Raw genomic sequence first — 17,931 nt, 5'->3', positions numbered from 1 at the left:
CGCGGGGCTGAGTGCGCCAACCCCGCTAGGCGCGGTGTTGAAGCGCGGTCTTGACCCGCGCAGGCGTGAACGGGACGGTGCGTAACCGCGCGCCCGTCGCGTCGAAGATCGCGTTGGCAATGGCCGGCGCCGTCGTCACCGACGCAGGTTCCCCGGCTCCAAACGGCGGCAGATCCGGGCGGTTGATCAGGACGACCTCGATGTGATCGGGGATCTCCGGCGCCCGAAGAATCGGGTACGTGACCCAATCCACGCTGGTCACGCCGGACGGACCCCAGTGTACCTCCTCCTTGAGGGACCGGCTCGTCGACTGCACCGCGTTTGCCTCAATCGTCCCGAGGAGGCCATCCGGGTTGATGATCAACCCGCAGTCGTGGGCGATCACCAGGCGAGTCACGTGGACCTGTCCGGTCGCCTGGTTGACCTCCACCTCGGCGACGGTCGCAACCAAGGTGTTGCCGCGCGGCGCGTAGGCGATGCCGCGGCCCGTGGCCAGGCCCGAGCGCGAGATGCCCGATTGCGGCGACGGTCGCGAGGTCCACCCGGCACGCTGGGCGGCCGCTCGCACCACCGCGAGGTCGCGCGGGTTCCGGAGATAGCGCAGGCGGAACTCCAGCGGATCGACCCCGACGGCGGCCGCGATCTCGTCCACGAACGACTCCCCGCCAAACGTGGTGGCCGGCTGGCTGGGAGCCCGCAGGTTGGACGTGCGCAGCGGCGAGCCGTCTTGGGGCCAGGGGACGATCTCGCCGACTTTGCGTTTGGCCGCGAACGCGTAATTTTCTTGCACGGTCGTGGGGACGTCGACGCCTGCCGCCGACCGTCCCGTCAACTGACCCGCGAGCAGGTTCCCCGCGGTGGCCGGGCTCGGCGGAATCCCGCTGCCGGAGAACGCGCGCGCCAGGTAGTCCCAGGCGACGATGGTCCCTCGCTCGTCCAAGCCCGCGCGGACCGCCATGACGACCGGCGGTCCCTTGGGGTCCCACGCGGTGTCGTCTGCTCGCATCCACTGCACGCGCACCGGCCGGCCCACGGCCTGCGACAGCAGGGCGGCGTCACCCGCCACGTCTTCGGCCCCGGAGCGGCCGTACGAGCCGGCGCCTTCCACCCAGATCACATGCACGGCGTCGGCCGGGAAGCCGAGTAGTTCGGCTATCCCCCGCTGGAGTTGGTGCGGATGCTGCGTACTTGACCAAACCGTGGCCCCTCGATCACGAACCTCGGCCACCGCGCAACCGGGGCCCATCATCGCGTGCGCTTGGAAGGGCCACTCGTAGCGGGCCTGAATCGTGCGACCCGCCGACGCCAAGGCCCCGTCCACATCGCCGACCTGTGCCATCACCCGGCGTGTGCGGGCGGGCATGGCCCACATCGCAGCGTACAGGTCGGCCATGGCTGGCCAGGTCGCGGTCGTGATGGACCACTTCAGGGTAAGCGTTCGCGCCGCCTGAATCGCGCCCCACTCGGTTTCGGCCACGACCCCGGCGAAGTTTCCTCTCGTCACGACCTTGATCAACCCCGGCACGCCTGGCGCGTCTTCGGCGCGGAGCAGTGTTGCCCCGGGGACCGGAGGACGGATGACCCGGCCGTGCACCATACCGGGGACACGCACGTCGACCACATACGTAAACCGGCCGGTCGCCTTGTCAGGGATGTCAATGCGCGGCACCGAGGTGCCGACGATCGTGTACTGGTCCGGAGATTTCGGCCGGGCGCTCCCCGTCACACCGAGCGTGTAGCTTCCACCGCCGGCTGTGAGCGCGACATCAAAGTGTCGTCCACCGATCAGCTCCCCGTACGACGCGGTGCGGGTCGGGTCGTCCACCCGCCGTACGACGCCATCGCGGACGGAGAGCTGGGCGGCCGGCGCCCCGAGGCGGGCCGACGCAAGGTCCAACAACACCCGCCGGGCCTCCGCGGCCGCCTGCCGGACCGGCTTGGCGCCGATCGAGATCGACGTACTTCCGCCTACGCCCCCCTGATCGGGTGTCCTCGCGGTGTCTCCCATCACGACCGAAACCGCCCGGACGGGGACGTCGAGTTCCTCGGCCACGATCTGCGCAAAGGCTGTCGACACGCCCATCCCGAGCTCGACCTTGCCTGTGAGCACCGTGACGCTGCCGTTCCCAGCGATCGCCAACCACGAATCCAACTGTGCCGGGTCCGCCGAGGCGTTTCGAGCCGGCGCGGCCCCGGCGGCGTCCGGGTGCGAGCCAAGGACCGCCGGCGGCATCGCGAAGGCGACGACGATCGCACCTGAGGTCTTGAGGAACCGGCGTCGAGAGAGAGCCCATGGGCGCCGCATGCGCATCTCTCCCTCAGCTCCGCTGTTGAGCGGCGCGTCTGACCGCCCTGAAGATCCGCATGTGCGCGCCGCAGCGGCAGATCAAGCCCGACAAGGCGGACCGAATCTGGGGGTCGCTCGGATTGGGCGTCTTCGCCAGGAGCGACACCGTCGTCATGATCCAGCCGTTGATGCAGTACCCGCACTGCACCGCCTGTTCCTCGATGAACGCCTGCTGCACCGCATGCGGCCGATCGGGGGTACCCAGGCCCTCCAGGGTCGTGACCGGCAGGTCGCCGACGGCGGAAACGGGGAGGGTACATGACCGCACCGCGGTGCCGTCGAGCAGGACCGTACACGCCCCGCACTGACCGAGCCCGCAGCCGAAGCGCGGTCCGTGCAGATGCAATTCGTCTCGGAGGACATACAGCAGCGGGGTATCCGGCGGGAGGCGAACGCTGTGGACGGTTCCGTTGACGGCGAGACGGCGAGCGCCCGAGGGGATCGGGGCGAGAGGAGACGCCGCCAGCACCGCCACCTGGCGGCGACGATCCGTGGGATCTCCGTTCAATGCGGGGCCACCTCCGAGCGCGCGAATCGGTGCTGCGGGAGAGACCGAGTTCACCTACTAATGTCACAGGTATCGTGTCACGTTTTCGTCACACGACCACGGGGGGAGGGACGACCAGCGATTGGCTCGCGACGGCCGCCGCAGTCTGCCGCGCCGGCGCTACTGGTTCTGGCTCGTCGACGTCGGGTAGTTGGGCGGTTCCCGGTTGTCGACCGGGGTCATCGGCGCGGCCTGGTTCTGGTCCTCCGCTGCGACGTACCCGTTGTGCCGCGGGAACGACCGCTCCGCGATGTCGTTGGCAAAGGCTCCGGACATGCTCGTCGAGAGCGCGCCCCCCACCAGGATCGCTGCAACCAGTTGACGCATGGGCGGTGCCTCCTTGTGTGGCGGAATCAGAGAGGCGCGCACTCTCTGTCGTGGTTCACGCATGAATAACCTCGGACGGGGCGTTTGGATGTCGGTCGACGCGAGAGGTGATGAACTTGTTACGCCGATCGATGCGCTCGAGGGAGTCCGTTAGGCTACGCACACGCGGTTGCCGCCGTTGCGCTTCGCCTGATACATGGCGTGATCTGCCGATTCCAGAAGACCGTCCGGATCGTCGCCGTCGGCGGGATGGGCGGCCAGTCCGATGCTGACGCTCAACGTGCGCTCGTTGCCCGGGACGCGGATCTCCTCGACGTGCCCCCGCACTCGCTCCACGATCTGTGCGGCCACGTTCTTTGTCGCCTGGGGCAGCACCAGCACGAACTCGTCGCCGCCGAACCGCCCGACGAGATCGCCGGCGCGAGAATGCCGGCGGAGCACGTCGGCCACCTCCCGCAGCACCAGATCGCCCTGCAGGTGACCGAACTTGTCGTTGAGCCGCTTGAACCCATCGATCTCTACGAGCGCCACCGACACGGGGTGGCCGCTGCGGCGGGCGCGTACGATCTCGCGCTCGAGATCCTGCAGGATCGCCCGATGGTTCGCGAGGCCGGTCAACCCGTCGGTGCGCGCGAGCTCGCTGAGATTCTCGTCCCGTTGGGCGCGGAGAATGGCAAGCGCGGCGAGGACCGCGAACGTCGCGAGGAATTCGCGGGTTTCCTTCGGGAACGCGTCGACGCTCGGGCTCTCGACGTCCAGGACACCGATTGTCCGGTCGTCGACCATCAGCGGAAACGCGACGTTCGACCGCGCGGACGATGACCCCGCGACGTACAGAGAATCCAGGGTAACGTCAGGCGCGTAGTAGGACCGTCCCCGCTGCGCGACCCAGCCGGCGATCCCTTGCTCGCCGACCCGGAGCCGCAGTCCGGTCACGACATCGGGATCGAACCCGCGCTGGGCGGCCACGCGCAGCTCTCGGGTCCGCTCATCCAGCAGAAGCACGCCGCAGATCGGATACCCGAACACACTCTGGATCTGGCTCAGGATCGCCTCGAGCACGGCCGTGAGATCGAGGGGCCGCAGGAGTCGTTGTGCCACGTCCGCCACCGCCGGGGCGGCGCGGCGGAGGTGCCGGTTTTGCTGAAACGGCTGTACCACCGCCGAGGCCAGTGATCGGATGGACTCATTGCCCGCAGAGGCCATCTCCGCGACCGGGACGATCGCCGCGTCGGCGTGCTCGATCACACGGCAGAAGACGTCGGCGACGGCGGGATCGAACTGCGTGCTGGCGCACTGGCGGATCTCCGCGATCGCCTCGTTCTTGGGCCTGCCCGCGTCGTACGCTCGAGTATCGATGATGGCGCTGTAGGCGTCGGCCACCGCGAGAATACGGGCCCCGAGCGGGATCTCGTCGCCCTGCAGACGGTCGGGATAGCCCGTACCATCCCATCGTTCGTGGTGGTGGCGAATGATCGCGGCGACCCCATGCATCCGTTCGATCGGCCGCAAGATCTGTTCGCCGATCGTGGGATGCTCGCGCATGACATCCCACTCGGCCGCCGTGAGCGGGCTGGGCTTCTTGAGGATCTGATCGGGCACGCTGAGCTTGCCGATGTCATGCAGCAACGCGGCCCAATGGATGGTCTGTGTCTCATCGTCGGTGCATCCGAGCGCTCGCGCCGTTGCGACGGCTCGTGCGGCGATGCGCTCGCTGTGGTCGCCGGTGTAGCTGTCCCGGGCGTCCACGGCCCGGGCTAGCGCGAGCACCATCTCGATGTACGATTGCTCCAGGCTTTGTTGCAGGCGTCCTCGCCGGATGGCCGAGCCGGCGATTTCGGCAATCCCCATCAGCACGCGCACGTCGTCCTCGCTGAACGATCGATCCTGGCCGGTCTTCCGTCGGAGCAGCGTGAGGGTCCCGATGCTCTCCGCTTCGGATCGCACCGCCACCACGAGGTACGGGCCGAAGTCTCGGTAGCTGAAGTGATCCATCCACGGCGGACGCTGCTCCTCGCCGATATCTTTGGCCACACGCGGGATGCCCGTTCGCACAACCTCCATCGATCGACTGCCGGCCGCGGGGAACGTCGATCCGGGCGGTTCCGTTGAGACCCCCCTCGCGTACACCCGCGTGAAGGACTCTTCGTCTTCGTTCAAGAGCGCGAGGGCTCCGTGTTCACTCGCGAGCACCTGCATGGCGTGTTCGACGATGATGGGGTACATGTCGGTCACACTTGCCGCCTCGCGGAGCCGGCGGCCGAGGTCTGTGACCGCCAACAACTCCGCCGTGCGCCGTTCGGCGCGTTGCAACAGATCCAGCCGCTCGGCCGCCTCGCCGATCTGCCGTCCCACGGTCTCCACGAGCGCAGTCTCGTCCGGGCGCCACGCGCACGGCACCGGTGACGCCACGGCGATGCCCCCGATCGCGCGTCCCCCGGCCCGGATAGGCGCGGCGATCCAGGCGAGAATGCCGAGGCCCTTCATTACGGATGCCAACCCGTGCGCGTCGGGCGCACGCGCGTCCGCGACGGCCTCCGAGGCGTCAAGGACCTGCCCCAGCGACGCCGCCGCCCGCAGGATCGACGGGCCCACGTCCGCCGACATGCCGCTGCCCCGATGTTCCGTCCCGATCCAGATGCCCCCCATCGTATGCCCCAGCGCGTGGAGCGTCAGGTCGACCGTGTGCTCCAGCAGTTGCCCCAGGTCGCGCGCCGACACGGCGGCCGCCACGATCGCGTTGATCGTCTCGAGGTGTGCCGCACGTCGCTGGTTCTCTTCCTCTGCCAACTTTCGCACGGTGATGTCGCGGTAGTTCGCCACCACGGCCTGCACACTGGAATCATGAAGCAGGTTGGTCGCCACCGACTCCGTCCAGCGCCACGTGCCGTCCCGGTGCCGCAGCCGAGCTTGCGTGAACGCCTGCCCGTCCGGGTGCTCGACCAGGCTCGCAAACCGATGCCGCAGTTCGGCGCGGTCGTCGGGGTGGACGAGCTCGAGGCGGTCGCGGCCGAGGAGAGCGTCGGGCTCGTAGCCGAGGACGCGCTCGGCGGAGGGGCTGGCGTACTGGATGATGCCGCGTCGGTCGAGGAGCAGGATGATATCAAAACCGTGTTCGATCAATGCGCGGAAACGCTGCTCGTTGTCCCGCAGGGCGGTCTCGGCGGCGCGTTGGTCGGTGATATCGATGATGGCGCCTTCGAGGCCGTCCCCCTCGCCGGTCGGGTCGTGAACGGCGCGCACGTTCGCTCGTCCCCAGAGGATCGTGCCGTCCCGCCGACGGAGCGCGCTTTCCCACCCCGTCACGACACCGTCGCGTTCGAGCGCCTCGGTGAGCCGCTCGCGGGCGCCCGGGTCGACGTACAGCGAGGTCGCGTTGATTCCTCGAAGGGTGGCGCGGTCCGGATACCCGAGCATCTCGAGGAACGCTGGATTGGCGTCCACGAACGTCCCGTTGGTGCGGGTCAGGTACAGTCCGATGGGCACCCTCTCGAACAAACCTCGATACCGCGATGCGCTTTGTTGCAGCGCGTTCTGCGCCGTTTCGCGCTCCGTCACGTCCCGGAAGTTGACCACGATGGCGCGCACGCTGGGTTCGGCGAGGAGGTTGCGGCGGGTGATCTCCACCAAGCGCCAGGACCCATCTCCGTGTCGGTGCCTGATGAGCGACGCCTGCGTGCGGGTCGGATCGCGGCGGAGCGCGTCGTAGGCGCGGCGGACCTGCTCGTGGTCATCGGCGTGCACGAACTCCAGAATTTCGTGTCCGACGAAATCGTTGAGTTCGATGCCCATGACGCGGCGAATCGAGGGGCTCGCGTACCGAACTCTCAGATCGTCACCGATCAACGCGAGGGCGTCGTAGCTATTTTCGACGAACGCGTCCAAGCGTCGGCGGAGTTGCGTCTGTTCGTGTCGCAGGCGTCGGTGGGTCCGCGCTCGTTCCACCACGTGCGCAAGCAGCGGCAGGTGTGGCTTGACCACGCAATCGGTGGCGCCCCACCGGCTCACCAACGCCTCGGCTTCGTCTCCGAGCGCCGCCACGGCCACGACGATCGGCACATCGAGGTTGCGGTCCTTCGCCAGCGCGATCGCGCGGCGGGCGTCCACCTGCAGCAGGCCGTCGTCGACCACGATGACATCCAGTTCAGGGCTGAGGCGTGCCAGGTAGTCCGACTCGTGCTCCACGCGGTGCCACTCGACGTCGAACCCGTGCTGGCGAAGTTTGTCGACCACCAGGGCACTGTCGGTTGGGCGGTCTCCGACGATGAGCATGGAGAGCGGTGTCCGCGGGTTGTGCTCGTCGTCGGTCGAAGGAGTCTTCACCGGCCCGTTCGCGCCTCGTTTCTCACCGTGTATCGGCCTGCCCTTGCAGTGTGTGCCCCAGTTCGTCGGGCGACAGACGGTACGTTCCGCGCGGCCACGCGACGTCGGCGCGGGGCGCGCGTCGCGTAGGGATGTTCACAACAACGACGAGGGCGGGGCATGCACGAGTCGCATGCCCCGCCCCGATCTACGACGTGCTCAGGCGTTAGTTGTTGTTGTTCCCGCCTGGAGCGCCATTACCGCCCGCGCCGCCGTTGCCGGAGTTGCCGCCGTTATTGTTCCCGCCGGTACCACCGCCACCGCCCGCGCCGCCGTTGCCGTTCTCGTTCGTCCCAGCGGCTGAGCCGGACGCATTGCCGTTGCTGTTGCCACCCGTCGCTCCCGTGCCGCCGGCCCCACCGTTGCCGGAGCCGTTGGTGTTGCTGTTGCCGCCGCCACCGCCCGCGCCGCCGCCGCCGCCGTTGCCGTTGTTGCTGCCGCCGGCCGCGCCGGCGCTCGCCCCGCCGTTACCACCTGTGCCGTTGTTGCTACCACCACCACCGGCATTGCCGCCGGCGCCACCGTTGCCGGAGCCGTTGGCGTTGCTGTTGCCGCCGCTGCCGCCGGCGCTGCCGCTTCCACCGTCACCGTTGCTGTTCCCGCCGGCCCCGCCGTTTACGCCAGCCCCACCGGTCCCACCGATGCCATTGCTGCTTCCACCGGCACCGCCCTTGCCGCCGGCGCCGCCATTCCCAGAGCCGCCCAGCGCCCCTGGCCCGGTCGTCTGACCGATGTTCGCGTTCCCGCCGGCACCACCGGCGCCGCCGGCCCCACCGGTCCCGTTCGTGCTACCACCCGCTCCTCCGTTACCGCCGGCGACTGTCGTGCCGAGACCGCCCGCGCCGCCGCCGCCGTTCGTATTGCCGCCGGCTCCGCCGGCGCCAGCCGCACCGCCGTTGCCGGAGGCGGTGTTGTTGGCCGTACCACCCGCGCCGCCCGTGCCGCCCGCGCCGCCGGTCCCATTGCCGGCGCCACCGGTGCCGCCGGTCCCGCCGCTGCTCCCGCCGACGCCGGCTCCGCCAGTCCCGCCGCTTCCACCGTCGCCGTTGTTGATGCCGCCGGTCCCACCGGCCCCGCCGGCACCGCCGTCTCCGGAGTTATTGCTGTTGCCGCCGGTGGCAGTGCCGCCGACGTTGCCGCCGTTGCCGCCGGCGCCACCCGCGCCGGCGTTGCCGTTCCCGGTGCCACCCCCGCCACCGGTCCCGCCGCTGCCACCGGAATTCGCGCCGCCGGTGCCACCGGCGCCCCCGTTGCCATTGCCACCGGCCGGGGTATTGCCAGTGCTATTCTGACTGGCTCCGCCGGCGCCACCCGCGCCGCCGTTGCCTGAGTTGTTGGTGTTGAAACTGCCGCCCGCGCCGCCGGCGGCGCCGGCGCCGCCGTTCCCGTTGTTCGCTCCGCCGGCACCACCGGTGCCGCCGCTGCCTCCTGAGCTGGCCCCGCCGCTACCACCGTTGCCACCGTCGCTGTTGCTGTTGCTGCCGCTGCCGCCCGCGCCGCCGTTACCGCCGTTGCCGGAGGTATTGGTGTTGTTGCTGCCGCCCGCGCCTCCGGCGCCGCCGTGCCCGCCGCTACCGCCGGTCGTACCCGCAGCCCCTCCGGAGCCGCCGGTCCCGCCACCCACTACGGTGGTCCCGGGGTTACCGGGCAAGCCGTTGCCGTTGCCGGCGCCACCACCCGCGCCGCCGCCGCCACCGTTGCCGGAGGTCTGGGCGTGAGCCACCGTAGCGGTCGCATTCACATACCACCCGGGGATCGCGAGGACGAGCAGTGCCGTGATGACGAGATACAGAACGGAGCGCGTCTTGTTACCGCCGCCCACCTACATCGCCTCCTTTTGGTTCTGGAACCTGCTGCCGATTTGTCGCGCCTAGCCTAGCTGATGGGATGGGGCGTCTCCGGCGTGCGCCGGGCGCCGCGAGGTTCGAGCGGGGGGGATCGCTCCGCAGGTTGAGCGCGGAACGGACGTCCACGCAGAGATGGGGAGCTGCTCATCGAACACCGCTTCGGAGCGATCCTCGCATCGGTCTCAATCACCATCCGGCTGTCACCGTCGAATCTGCTCCCCAGCATTTAGTTCCCAGCCGGTGGTGCGTCGTCACCGGACCACTCATGCGAAAGGACTAGGCTCTTCGGCCATTTCTCCCGGCGCGGCACTGGTGATTGGATTGCAGCGGGCGACAGACACGGCGGCGCGTCGAGCCAGTGGTGTGCGGGTGCGCTCTTAGTGCACGCGGTCGGATCGATCCCGAGCGTCCGCCCACTCGATTTCCGATTCCCGCGCAGCCAGGAGGAATCTCTCCTGGCACTCGTCCCGCGAACTGACCTCGGCTCCGCCGGCGATCGTGCCGACGATCATCGCGAGCGCCTCGCCCACCACGGTGGAGGGGAATTGGCGTCGGAGGGCACGGGAAGTAGGGATCGGGCAACGGGTGTTGCCCGGCCAAGCATGGGGTCGGAAGCCCCGCATCCGTGGATCCCGTCAACGGCCGTGAAGGCCCCGCTGCGGTGGTCCGTGAACCGGCTCCTCGATGAATTCTACGCCACGCGCCGCGTTCGGGCGGAGCGCGTGGGCATGACGGCGATGATCTGGGAGCCGGTGGTCGACGTGTTCGAGACGGAGAACGACGTCGTGGTCAGAGCCGAACTCCCGAACATCGATCCGAAGAACCTCAACATCAAGTGACGAGCGGCACCATCACCATCCACGGCGAGCTGGGCGGAATGTGAACCGACGGATACGTATCACCGCCGGGAGGTTCGGGCCGGCACCTTCACGCGCAGGCTGCCGAGCGAGGTCAAGGGCGAGGGGGCGAAGGCCGTCCACAAGGACGGCGTGCTCGAGGTGACGAACCCGAAGACGGAACGCGCCAAGCCGACCACGGGCAACGTCCAAGTGGCGTCGTCGGTGACCGCACAGGCACCGCGGTCGCGGGTCGGGCGCGGTTCGTCACCTGCGCAGGACAAGGTGCCGGGCCGCAGCGCGCTGCGGCCCGGCATTCCAACGCGCGGATCTGGGAGGGTTCTCTCCGGCCTTCACGGGCGGCGGGCCAGATCTACAACACGGTCGATCGCGGCCCGAGGAAGAGGACCACGGCGGGTCCAGCGCAGCGCGTCGTCGAGCTGTTCGGGGCTCGAGAACCCCACCAACGCCGTCGAGATCCCGGGTGCGGCGAGGACGAATCGCAGCGCGAGTTCGAGCGGGCCGTCGTAGGTGAGCTCAGCGGCGATCGCTTGTATCTCGCGGGCACGTTCGAGGTCGCGGTTGTACCGCGCGCCGTCGACCAGCAGCGCGCCGGGATCCCCGGCGTTTCGGTGTCGCTGCGGCCGCGCGAGCAGGGCGCCTGCGGCCATGACGCGGATCGCAACGACCCCGAGGCCCGCGGTCGCGGCGGCGCCGATCAGTCCCGCGAAGTCCTGCTCGCCGCCGGCGGCGCCCGCGACGCCGGCGCTCGGGTTGATCGCGTTGAAGTAGGTCTGAACGGTGGCGAACGCGCCGCTCGCGACGAGCGCGTGCAGGGCGCGCGCGTCGCCGAGGCCAGTGCAACCCGCGTGTCGGGCGAGCCCCTGTGCCACAACGTCGCGCATCCCCTCGGCAACGGCACCGGTGACCACGTCCAGCGGAACCGGGCGGCTGCTGCCGGTGACCGTGTTGTCGGCGGCGCTGCTGGCGATGGGATTGTGAAGCTGCAGCAGGTCGACGGCATCGCACCCCAGCCTGCGCAGACTGGCCTCGCACGAGCGCCTGATGGCCGCAGCCGGATCGGCGAGGTCAGCCGGCTGCAGGCGGACTTTTGTGCCGACCGCGACGCGGCGCCACGCGCGTAGTTCGCCGAGGATCGCGCCGAGATTCTCCTCCGAGCGTCCGTCGCCGTAGCTCGGCGCCGTATCGAAGTACGTGATGCCCGCATCGAGCGCTCGCGCGACGGCCCGCGTCTGGTCTGCGCGTTCGCCGCGCACCAACAGGCCTCCGACTGCGCCGGCACCGAAGCCGAGGGCGGAGACGCGGAGGCCTGTCTTTCCGAGCAGGCGCTGTTCCATGGCGGCCCCTTTTGCCCGGCCGTGACCTGACGGCGGCGGGCGATCGCTCGGACTCTTAGCTGTGTTCCGAGACGTCCCCTGCCAGCACCCGCGAGCCCGGAATCCTCACTCCGAGGATGCGAAATCCTTCATCCGAGGGGACCGAAACGGGGGTTGGTTGGGCACACCGGCGCAGAATCGTTCTGTGAATGTCATAGACTGGACCTCATCGGCATCGCAGGGGGTGAGAAACTCCCATAGATTGCCCTGAGCATAGTAGATATGCGCGTCCCAGGTCGCGGACGGCGGGTGAGGGGGATTGTGATGGAGCGAGGTGAATGCGATGGATGAACGATCCGATCTAGAATGGAACCCGGAGAAGGGCAGGGTCGCGATGCGGGAGCGCGTTGCCAGGACAGGCCCCACCTACCACCGGGCGCTCGAGACCGTCCTTTGGACGGCGCTCTGGCCGACTACGGAGAGCGGATTCAGCGGTCCGGACGCGAACCGGCGATGCCGGGCGATCGCAGAGGTGCTCCGGCGACTTCCTGACGACTGGTACGAACGGTTGCTCCAACAAGCGGCGTCCGACGAAGACTCGTTTTCGTGGTTCATCCCCCATCCGTTGATGCGAGCTGGGTTGTGGCCGTTTCCAGTCACCGTACACCCGCCGGACGAGATCGTGTTGCCGCGGGCCCCTCACGCCCGAATGCTGTACCTGTCGCCGATGCTGGAGCGTGCAGCCGACGCGATTGTCGTCGCGGAGGTCGCCCATGAGCTCGCGCACATCGCGCTGGCGCACCACGTCGGCCGGATGAACGACTACGAGGCCCAGGAAGCCGAGGCATGGGCGCTCGTACAGACGTGGGGCTTCGTCCGGGAAGAACGCAGACATTGGGCGCTGCGGGTGAGGCAGGACAAGGCGGAGCGCCACGGGGGCTGAGAGGCGCAGGAACGAAACGGGCCGCCGACCGCTCGGATGGCCCGTGGCGGAAGTTCTGGGGGAGGCGGGCGATGGACGTCTTTGACGCGGTTCGCACCGTGCTGGCCGTGCGTGCCTACCAAGACCGGCCGGTGCCGCCGGAGATCGTCCGGCAGATCGTCGAAGCCGGGCGGCTGACGGCGAGCAGCATGAACGGGCAGCCCTGGCACTTCATCGTCGTCGAGGACCGGGAGGTGCTCCGCCAGTTGGGCGCATTGGCGCGAAGCGGGCCGTACGTCGCACAGACGCCGCTCGCGATTGTCGTGGCGATCGAGAAGACGAGATTCGCGGTCTCGGACGGGAGCCGCGCGATTCAATCGATGGTCCTCACGGCATGGGCGGCGGGGGTCGGTTCCAACTGGGTGGGCTTTCTGGGGTTGACCGAGGTGAAGCCGCTCCTCGGCATCCCCGATGCCCTGGACGTGTTGGCGATCGTTCCGTTTGGCTACCCGGCGCAGCGCCGCGGTCTGGGCAAGAAGCAGCGCAAGCCGCTCTCGGAGGTCGCGCATCGCGGGCGCTTCGAGCAGCCCTTCGTCTAGCGCCCCGCGACATGCGGCTTCCCACCGGACGGCAGTACCGCAACCGGTTTGACCGCCACGCAGCCGTGGCCGTCGAGCTCGGCGGCGGACTGCGGAAGTACAGCGCCGACGGGCGTTCCATCCTCGATGGATATGCCGAGCACGACGTCGTCACCGGGAGCCGGGGTCTGCCGCTGCTGCCTTGGCCGAACCGCATCCGGGACGGCCGCTACCGGTTCGATGGGGAGGAGCATCAGCTCCCGATCAATCGCGTGAGCGAGCACAGTGCGATCCACGGGCTCACCGCCTGGGTCCCGTGGTGTGCGATCGCGCACACCGCGTCGCGGGTGGTTCTCGGCACGACGATCTATCCCCAGCCGGGATATCCCTTTATGTTGACGCTCCAAGTCTCCTACGAGCTGTCCGCCGCGGGGCTCTCGGCAGAGACGACCGCCCGAAACGACGGCGCGAGCGCGCGGCCCTATGGGGCGGGGCACCATCCCTACCTGGCGGGCCGCTGCGGTGGGGTGAACGAGGCGACCCTGCTCGTGCCGGCGACGCGGCGGCTGCTGATCGGCCCGCCTGGGCTGCCGACGGGGGACACCGAGGCCGTCGACCGCACCGCGTATGACTTGCGCCGCTCGCGTCTGATCGGCGATCTGCAGCTCGATGACTGCTACTTCGGCCTGGGGTGCGACGCGGATGGACGGGCGCGCATCCGTTTCGAGGACACCGTCCTGTGGGTCGACGAGGGGTATACTCACGTGATGCTCTTCACGGGCGATCCGCTCCCCGACCCGGCCGAGCGCCGGCGGGGCCTCGCCGTCGAGCCGATGACGTGCCCGCCTGACGCGTTTCGGACCGGGACCGGAGTGCGTGTACTGCGCCCCGGCGAGTCGGTGGCGACTCGCTGGGGACTCACGGCCAGCCCCTCCGGCATCCGCTAGCCCAGGCCCCCCCTGGCGTGCCGCCCCGACGGGATCCGGTGGGTTGTGCCAGAGACGCGCTCGCAGTCCCTGCGCCCGATGCCGGTACGTCGCCGACACCCGACCCGGGCCGTCAGCGCAGGGCGGCCACGGCTTCGATCTCCAACAGGTACTCTGGCATGGCCAAGCTTGCCACCACGAGGAACGTGTTGGGCGGGGAGTACGTATGGTAGTACCGCGCCCGCACCTCCGCGATCTTTGCTCGGTAAGTGACGCTCGTCGTATACGTCGTGAGCTTCACGACGTCATCGAGCGTCGCTCCCGCCGACGCCAGCACGGCCTTGAGGTTCTCGAAGATCTGGACGGCCTGCACCTCGATGTCTCCCTTGCCCACGAGGTTTCCGTTCACATCCTGGGCGATCTGTCCTGCGGCAAAGACAAAGCCGCCGGCCTTGGCCGCGTGCGAATATCCGGTCGTCTTGTGTACCCCGCTGACCGATATGCTCTCCCGTCCCATAGCCCGAGCCTCCTTCCAACGCGTCGGCGGTCGACCCATGCGCCGTTGCCACCGCGACCGTCCAGCCGTACTGTTCCATACCGCACGCTGGGCTCCTACACGACCTGTCGCGGCCCGGCGGGACGCGGGGGCGAACGACGCGACGTGCAAGCCCGAGGGAACGGTGCGGATGACGTCGTAGAGCTTGGAGCGTACCGCGTGCGCGCAAGAGTTCAGGTCGATCGTCAAGGTGCGGCCCATCCCGGACCGAAGAACGCTCCTGCTTGGTGTCGCACTCGCGGCCGTGGGGCTGGCTGCGATCATGGCTACACGGGCCCTGGTGTCGGCGCCCCCCGCACCCGACGCCATTGACGCCCGACGTAATCCGTTTCCTCCGACGCCGGCATCGCTGGCGGCCGGCGAGCGGGTCTACCGTGCGTACTGCCAGGTCTGCCACGGGGTGGACGGCCGCGGAGACGGACCGGACGCCGCCGGATTGTTCCCGCGCCCGATCGACTTCTGGGCGCATTTCGGTTCGGGACATACGCACCCCGACGGGCGGCTGTACTTCTGGATTACGGACGGCATGCCCGGCACGCCGATGCCGGGATTCAAGGACAAGATCGCGGACGCGGACCGGTGGCATGTCATCAACTTCATCAAAACGTTTGCCCCCGTTGACCGATAGCGGTCCGGTCGGCGGCGGTGCGAAGGCGATCGCGCGGACGGGGGCCGCCGGATGCGGCGAGTCGAGAGGGCGAGGTGACCGATGGCCAAGAAACCCCAGGTGAACGTCGCGATGATCGGCGCAGGGTTCCTCGCCGAGACGCGCGCCCGATCGTACGCGTCCGTGACGGGGCACGACGTGCGCATCCTGGCCGTCGTGAGCCGATCCAAGGACCGGGCCGTGAGCTACGCGCGGAAGCACGGCGTTCCCGACGTGTGTGACGACTACGACGACGTGCTTGGGCGGCCCGACGTCGACGTCGTGGACCTGTGCGTGCCGAACCATCTGCACCGGCCGATGGCCGAGCGGGCCGCGGCGGCCGGCAAGCATGTGATCTGCGCGAAGCCGCTGACCGCGTTCAGCGGGGATCAGCTGGCGCCGGACGCCGACGCGCGGAGCGTGTCGCGCACCACGATGCTGCAGGCGGCCGTGGAAAGCGCGGACGCGATGGTCGCGGCGGCGGAGCGGGCCCGCGTGCACCTGATGTACGCTGAGAACTGGGTGTACGCCCCGTCGATTGTGAAGGCCGATCGGTTGATGGCCGCGTCGGACGGCGTGATCTTGGAAATGCGCGGCGGCGAGTGCCACAGCGGGTCGCACTCCCCATATTCGCGGGAGTGGCGATACGCCGGGGGCGGGGCGTTGTTCCAACTGGGCGTGCATCCGGTCGGGGCGATGCTGTACTTGAAGCGGCAGGAGGGCATCCGGCGCTTCGGCGGCGCGATTCGGCCGCGCGCCGTCGTGGCGGAGGTCGGCGATTTGACCGAGACGCGCGGATTTCGGGAACAACCGCAGCGTTGGGTCGGCGAGGGGTGGGTCGACGTCGAGAGTTGGGGGGCGCTGATCATCACCTTCGAGGACGGCAGCCGGGGCATCGTGTGGGCGTCGGAGTCGGTGCTGGGCGGGATGGAGAGCAGCCTGCAGATCTTCCTCTCGAACGCGCACATCAAGTGCAACATGGAACACACCGGCCTGGTGCAGGCGTTTGCGCCGAGCCCGGGGGTCTTTGAGCGCGAGTACCTCATGGAGAAGCTTGAGACGAAGGCCGGCTGGAGCTCCCCGGCACCGGATGAGGACTGGGCGCAGGGCCACGTCCACGCGCTTCAGGACTTTGTGGAGTGCGTCGCCACGGGGCGCACACCGCGGGCCGACGGCCGGCTGGGGCGGGACGTCGTGGAAACCGTCTACGCGGGATATCTATCGGCGGCGGAAGGACGCCGCGTCGAGCTGCGCCGGTAGGCGCATCGGGCCCGCGCCTCCCAGGGTCAGGCGCATGGTCGGTCCTCGAGAGACAATGCCACCCCGGGATCCGCCCATCGGGTGTTCGGGACGAGGGGATACCAGTCGGGCCTGCCGGGGTCGCGATCGTAGGGATAGCCGCCGAGCTCTCGGTACAGGGCGGCATAGCGCCCGAGCTTCTCACGGTCGAGGCGCACGCCGAGCCCAGGCCCGTCCGGTACGGTCATGTGGCCGTCGCGGTACCGGAGCTTGCCTCCGGCGATGATGTCGTCCGTGACGTGATGATAGTGCGCGTCGGCCGCGAAGGTAAAGTTCGGAATCGTCGCGGCGAGGTGCAGCATCGTGGCGAGCTGGACGCCGAGCTCCCCCGAGGAGTGCACCGAGACCCCGAGCTGGAACGTTTCGCACACCCCCGCGGCTTTAATGCAGGGCCGGATGCCTCCCCAAAACGTCGTGTCGAGCAGGATCACGTCCACGGCCGGGTGGAGGATGTTGGCCGCCAGCTGTTCGAAGGTGACCACCACGGTGTTGGTCGCAAGCGGCACGCGGACGCGCTCGCGGACGCGGCGCAGACCGTTCAGGCCCCAGGTCGGATCCTCCAAGTAATCGTTCCGCTGGTCCTCGATCGCGAGTCCGAAGCGGATGGCCTCTTCGACGCTCAAGGCGGCGTTGGGGTCATAGCGGAGCGAGTCGGCCGGGAACGCGTGCCCCAGGGCGCGGAAACACGTCAGCTCATAGTCCGGCGGATACACTCCGCCCTTGAGCTTGTGCGTGCGAAACCCGTGTCGGTCCCTGAGGTCGCGGGCGTGTGCGACGAGTTGATCGACGGTGCGCACCTCGCCGACGCCCATGGCCGGGTTCGCATAGCGGAAGAACAGGTAGCTGGCGAACGGGATCGTGTTGCGCAGGCGCCCTCCAAGGAGATCGTGGACGGGCACGTCCAGGGCTTGCCCCGCGATGTCGAGGCACGCGAATTCGACCGCGGCATGCAGCTGCGTCCGGTTGTTGTAGAGACTGGCGGTCGGATTGCAGATCTTGAAGCGGAGGGCCTCCAGGTCGAACACGTCGTGGCCGACGAGATACGGTTTGAGAGCCACGAGCGCGCGCTCGGCGCTTTCTCCACCGCCCCCGAGTTCTCCAAGGCCGATCAGGCCGTTCTCCGATTCGACCTCGACGATGGTGCGCACAAACCGGCCCCAGTGCGCTCCGTTGCTGTGGAGCAGCGGAGCCTCGAGCGGCACGGTGACCGTGGTGGCGCGGATGTCCGCGACTCGTGGCGGTTTCATGCTCCTGCCGATCGCAAGCGGCAACCGAACGAGCCGGCCCCCGCTCCCACGTGAACTAGTACAGGTCTTCCACTCGGTCACTCCGCACACCTCGTCCCGGGGCCAGGTTCCGTCGACACGCGACGGTGACCTGCCGATCTGGCGGCGCGCGACG

Annotated in this window: 14 protein-coding genes and 1 pseudogene; 7 read left to right on the top strand and 8 right to left on the bottom strand. The window is 69.0% G+C overall.

Annotated features, from left to right (window positions below; genetic code table 11):
• Positions 1-25 precede the first annotated feature (25 nt).
• The 5 genes from VKZ50_13385 to VKZ50_13365 form a co-directional block, all read right to left on the bottom strand.
• Complete coding sequence (locus VKZ50_13385) at positions 26-2,305, bottom strand: molybdopterin cofactor-binding domain-containing protein (GenBank protein HLJ60712.1); 2,280 nt, start codon at positions 2,303-2,305, stop codon at positions 26-28.
• A 13-nt stretch (positions 2,306-2,318) separates the two neighbouring features.
• On the bottom strand, positions 2,319-2,789 hold the full coding sequence (locus VKZ50_13380; GenBank protein HLJ60711.1) for a (2Fe-2S)-binding protein: 471 nt from the start codon (positions 2,787-2,789) through the stop codon (positions 2,319-2,321).
• A gap of 225 nt (positions 2,790-3,014) precedes the next feature.
• Positions 3,015-3,221 (bottom strand): hypothetical protein, encoded by a 207-nt coding sequence (locus VKZ50_13375; GenBank protein ID HLJ60710.1) that lies wholly within the window; start codon positions 3,219-3,221, stop codon positions 3,015-3,017.
• A 150-nt stretch (positions 3,222-3,371) separates the two neighbouring features.
• Positions 3,372-7,544, bottom strand: coding sequence for a PAS domain S-box protein (locus VKZ50_13370; protein HLJ60709.1), 4,173 nt, complete (start codon positions 7,542-7,544; stop codon positions 3,372-3,374).
• Between the two features lie 205 nt (positions 7,545-7,749).
• A complete protein-coding gene (locus VKZ50_13365; GenBank protein HLJ60708.1) occupies positions 7,750-9,405 on the bottom strand; it encodes a hypothetical protein in 1,656 nt (551 codons plus the stop codon).
• 627 nt (positions 9,406-10,032) lie between these two features.
• Between VKZ50_13365 and VKZ50_13360 the strand changes: the two genes are divergently transcribed.
• A complete protein-coding gene (locus tag VKZ50_13360) occupies positions 10,033-10,269 on the top strand; it encodes a hypothetical protein (GenBank protein ID HLJ60707.1) in 237 nt (78 codons plus the stop codon).
• A 54-nt stretch (positions 10,270-10,323) separates the two neighbouring features.
• Positions 10,324-10,470, top strand: a pseudogene (locus VKZ50_13355) (Hsp20/alpha crystallin family protein).
• Between the two features lie 149 nt (positions 10,471-10,619).
• Here the strand turns inward: VKZ50_13355 and VKZ50_13350 are convergent.
• Positions 10,620-11,624 (bottom strand): aldo/keto reductase, encoded by a 1,005-nt coding sequence (locus tag VKZ50_13350; protein HLJ60706.1) that lies wholly within the window; start codon positions 11,622-11,624, stop codon positions 10,620-10,622.
• A 322-nt stretch (positions 11,625-11,946) separates the two neighbouring features.
• On the opposite strand from VKZ50_13350, the gene VKZ50_13345 reads away from it, so the two are divergent.
• From VKZ50_13345 to VKZ50_13335, 3 genes are all read left to right on the top strand, one after another.
• Positions 11,947-12,546, top strand: coding sequence for a hypothetical protein (locus VKZ50_13345; GenBank protein ID HLJ60705.1), 600 nt, complete (start codon positions 11,947-11,949; stop codon positions 12,544-12,546).
• A gap of 71 nt (positions 12,547-12,617) precedes the next feature.
• Positions 12,618-13,124, top strand: a complete 507-nt coding sequence (locus tag VKZ50_13340; GenBank protein HLJ60704.1) for a nitroreductase family protein — start codon at positions 12,618-12,620, stop codon at positions 13,122-13,124.
• 11 nt (positions 13,125-13,135) lie between these two features.
• Entirely contained in the window at positions 13,136-14,050 is a 915-nt protein-coding gene (locus VKZ50_13335; GenBank protein HLJ60703.1) for an aldose 1-epimerase family protein, read from the top strand.
• 112 nt (positions 14,051-14,162) lie between these two features.
• On the opposite strand, the gene VKZ50_13330 is transcribed toward VKZ50_13335, so the two are convergent.
• Complete coding sequence (locus tag VKZ50_13330; GenBank protein ID HLJ60702.1) at positions 14,163-14,546, bottom strand: RidA family protein; 384 nt, start codon at positions 14,544-14,546, stop codon at positions 14,163-14,165.
• Between the two features lie 301 nt (positions 14,547-14,847).
• On the opposite strand from VKZ50_13330, the gene VKZ50_13325 reads away from it, so the two are divergent.
• Both VKZ50_13325 and VKZ50_13320 read left to right on the top strand, forming a co-directional pair.
• Positions 14,848-15,213: a cytochrome c gene (locus tag VKZ50_13325; GenBank protein ID HLJ60701.1), complete on the top strand. Its 366-nt coding sequence runs from the start codon at positions 14,848-14,850 to the stop codon at positions 15,211-15,213.
• Positions 15,214-15,294: 81 nt separating this feature from the next.
• Positions 15,295-16,491: a Gfo/Idh/MocA family oxidoreductase gene (locus VKZ50_13320; GenBank protein ID HLJ60700.1), complete on the top strand. Its 1,197-nt coding sequence runs from the start codon at positions 15,295-15,297 to the stop codon at positions 16,489-16,491.
• 26 nt (positions 16,492-16,517) lie between these two features.
• On the opposite strand, the gene VKZ50_13315 is transcribed toward VKZ50_13320, so the two are convergent.
• A complete protein-coding gene (locus tag VKZ50_13315) occupies positions 16,518-17,777 on the bottom strand; it encodes an enolase C-terminal domain-like protein (protein ID HLJ60699.1) in 1,260 nt (419 codons plus the stop codon).
• Between the last annotated feature and the right edge of the window lie 154 nt (positions 17,778-17,931).

The sequence above is a fragment of the bacterium genome (assembly GCA_035295165.1).
Taxonomy (GTDB): Bacteria; Sysuimicrobiota; Sysuimicrobiia; order Sysuimicrobiales; family Segetimicrobiaceae; genus JAJPIA01.
Note: the sequence above shows the minus strand (reverse complement) of the source record. Positions and strands in the feature narration are given on the sequence as shown.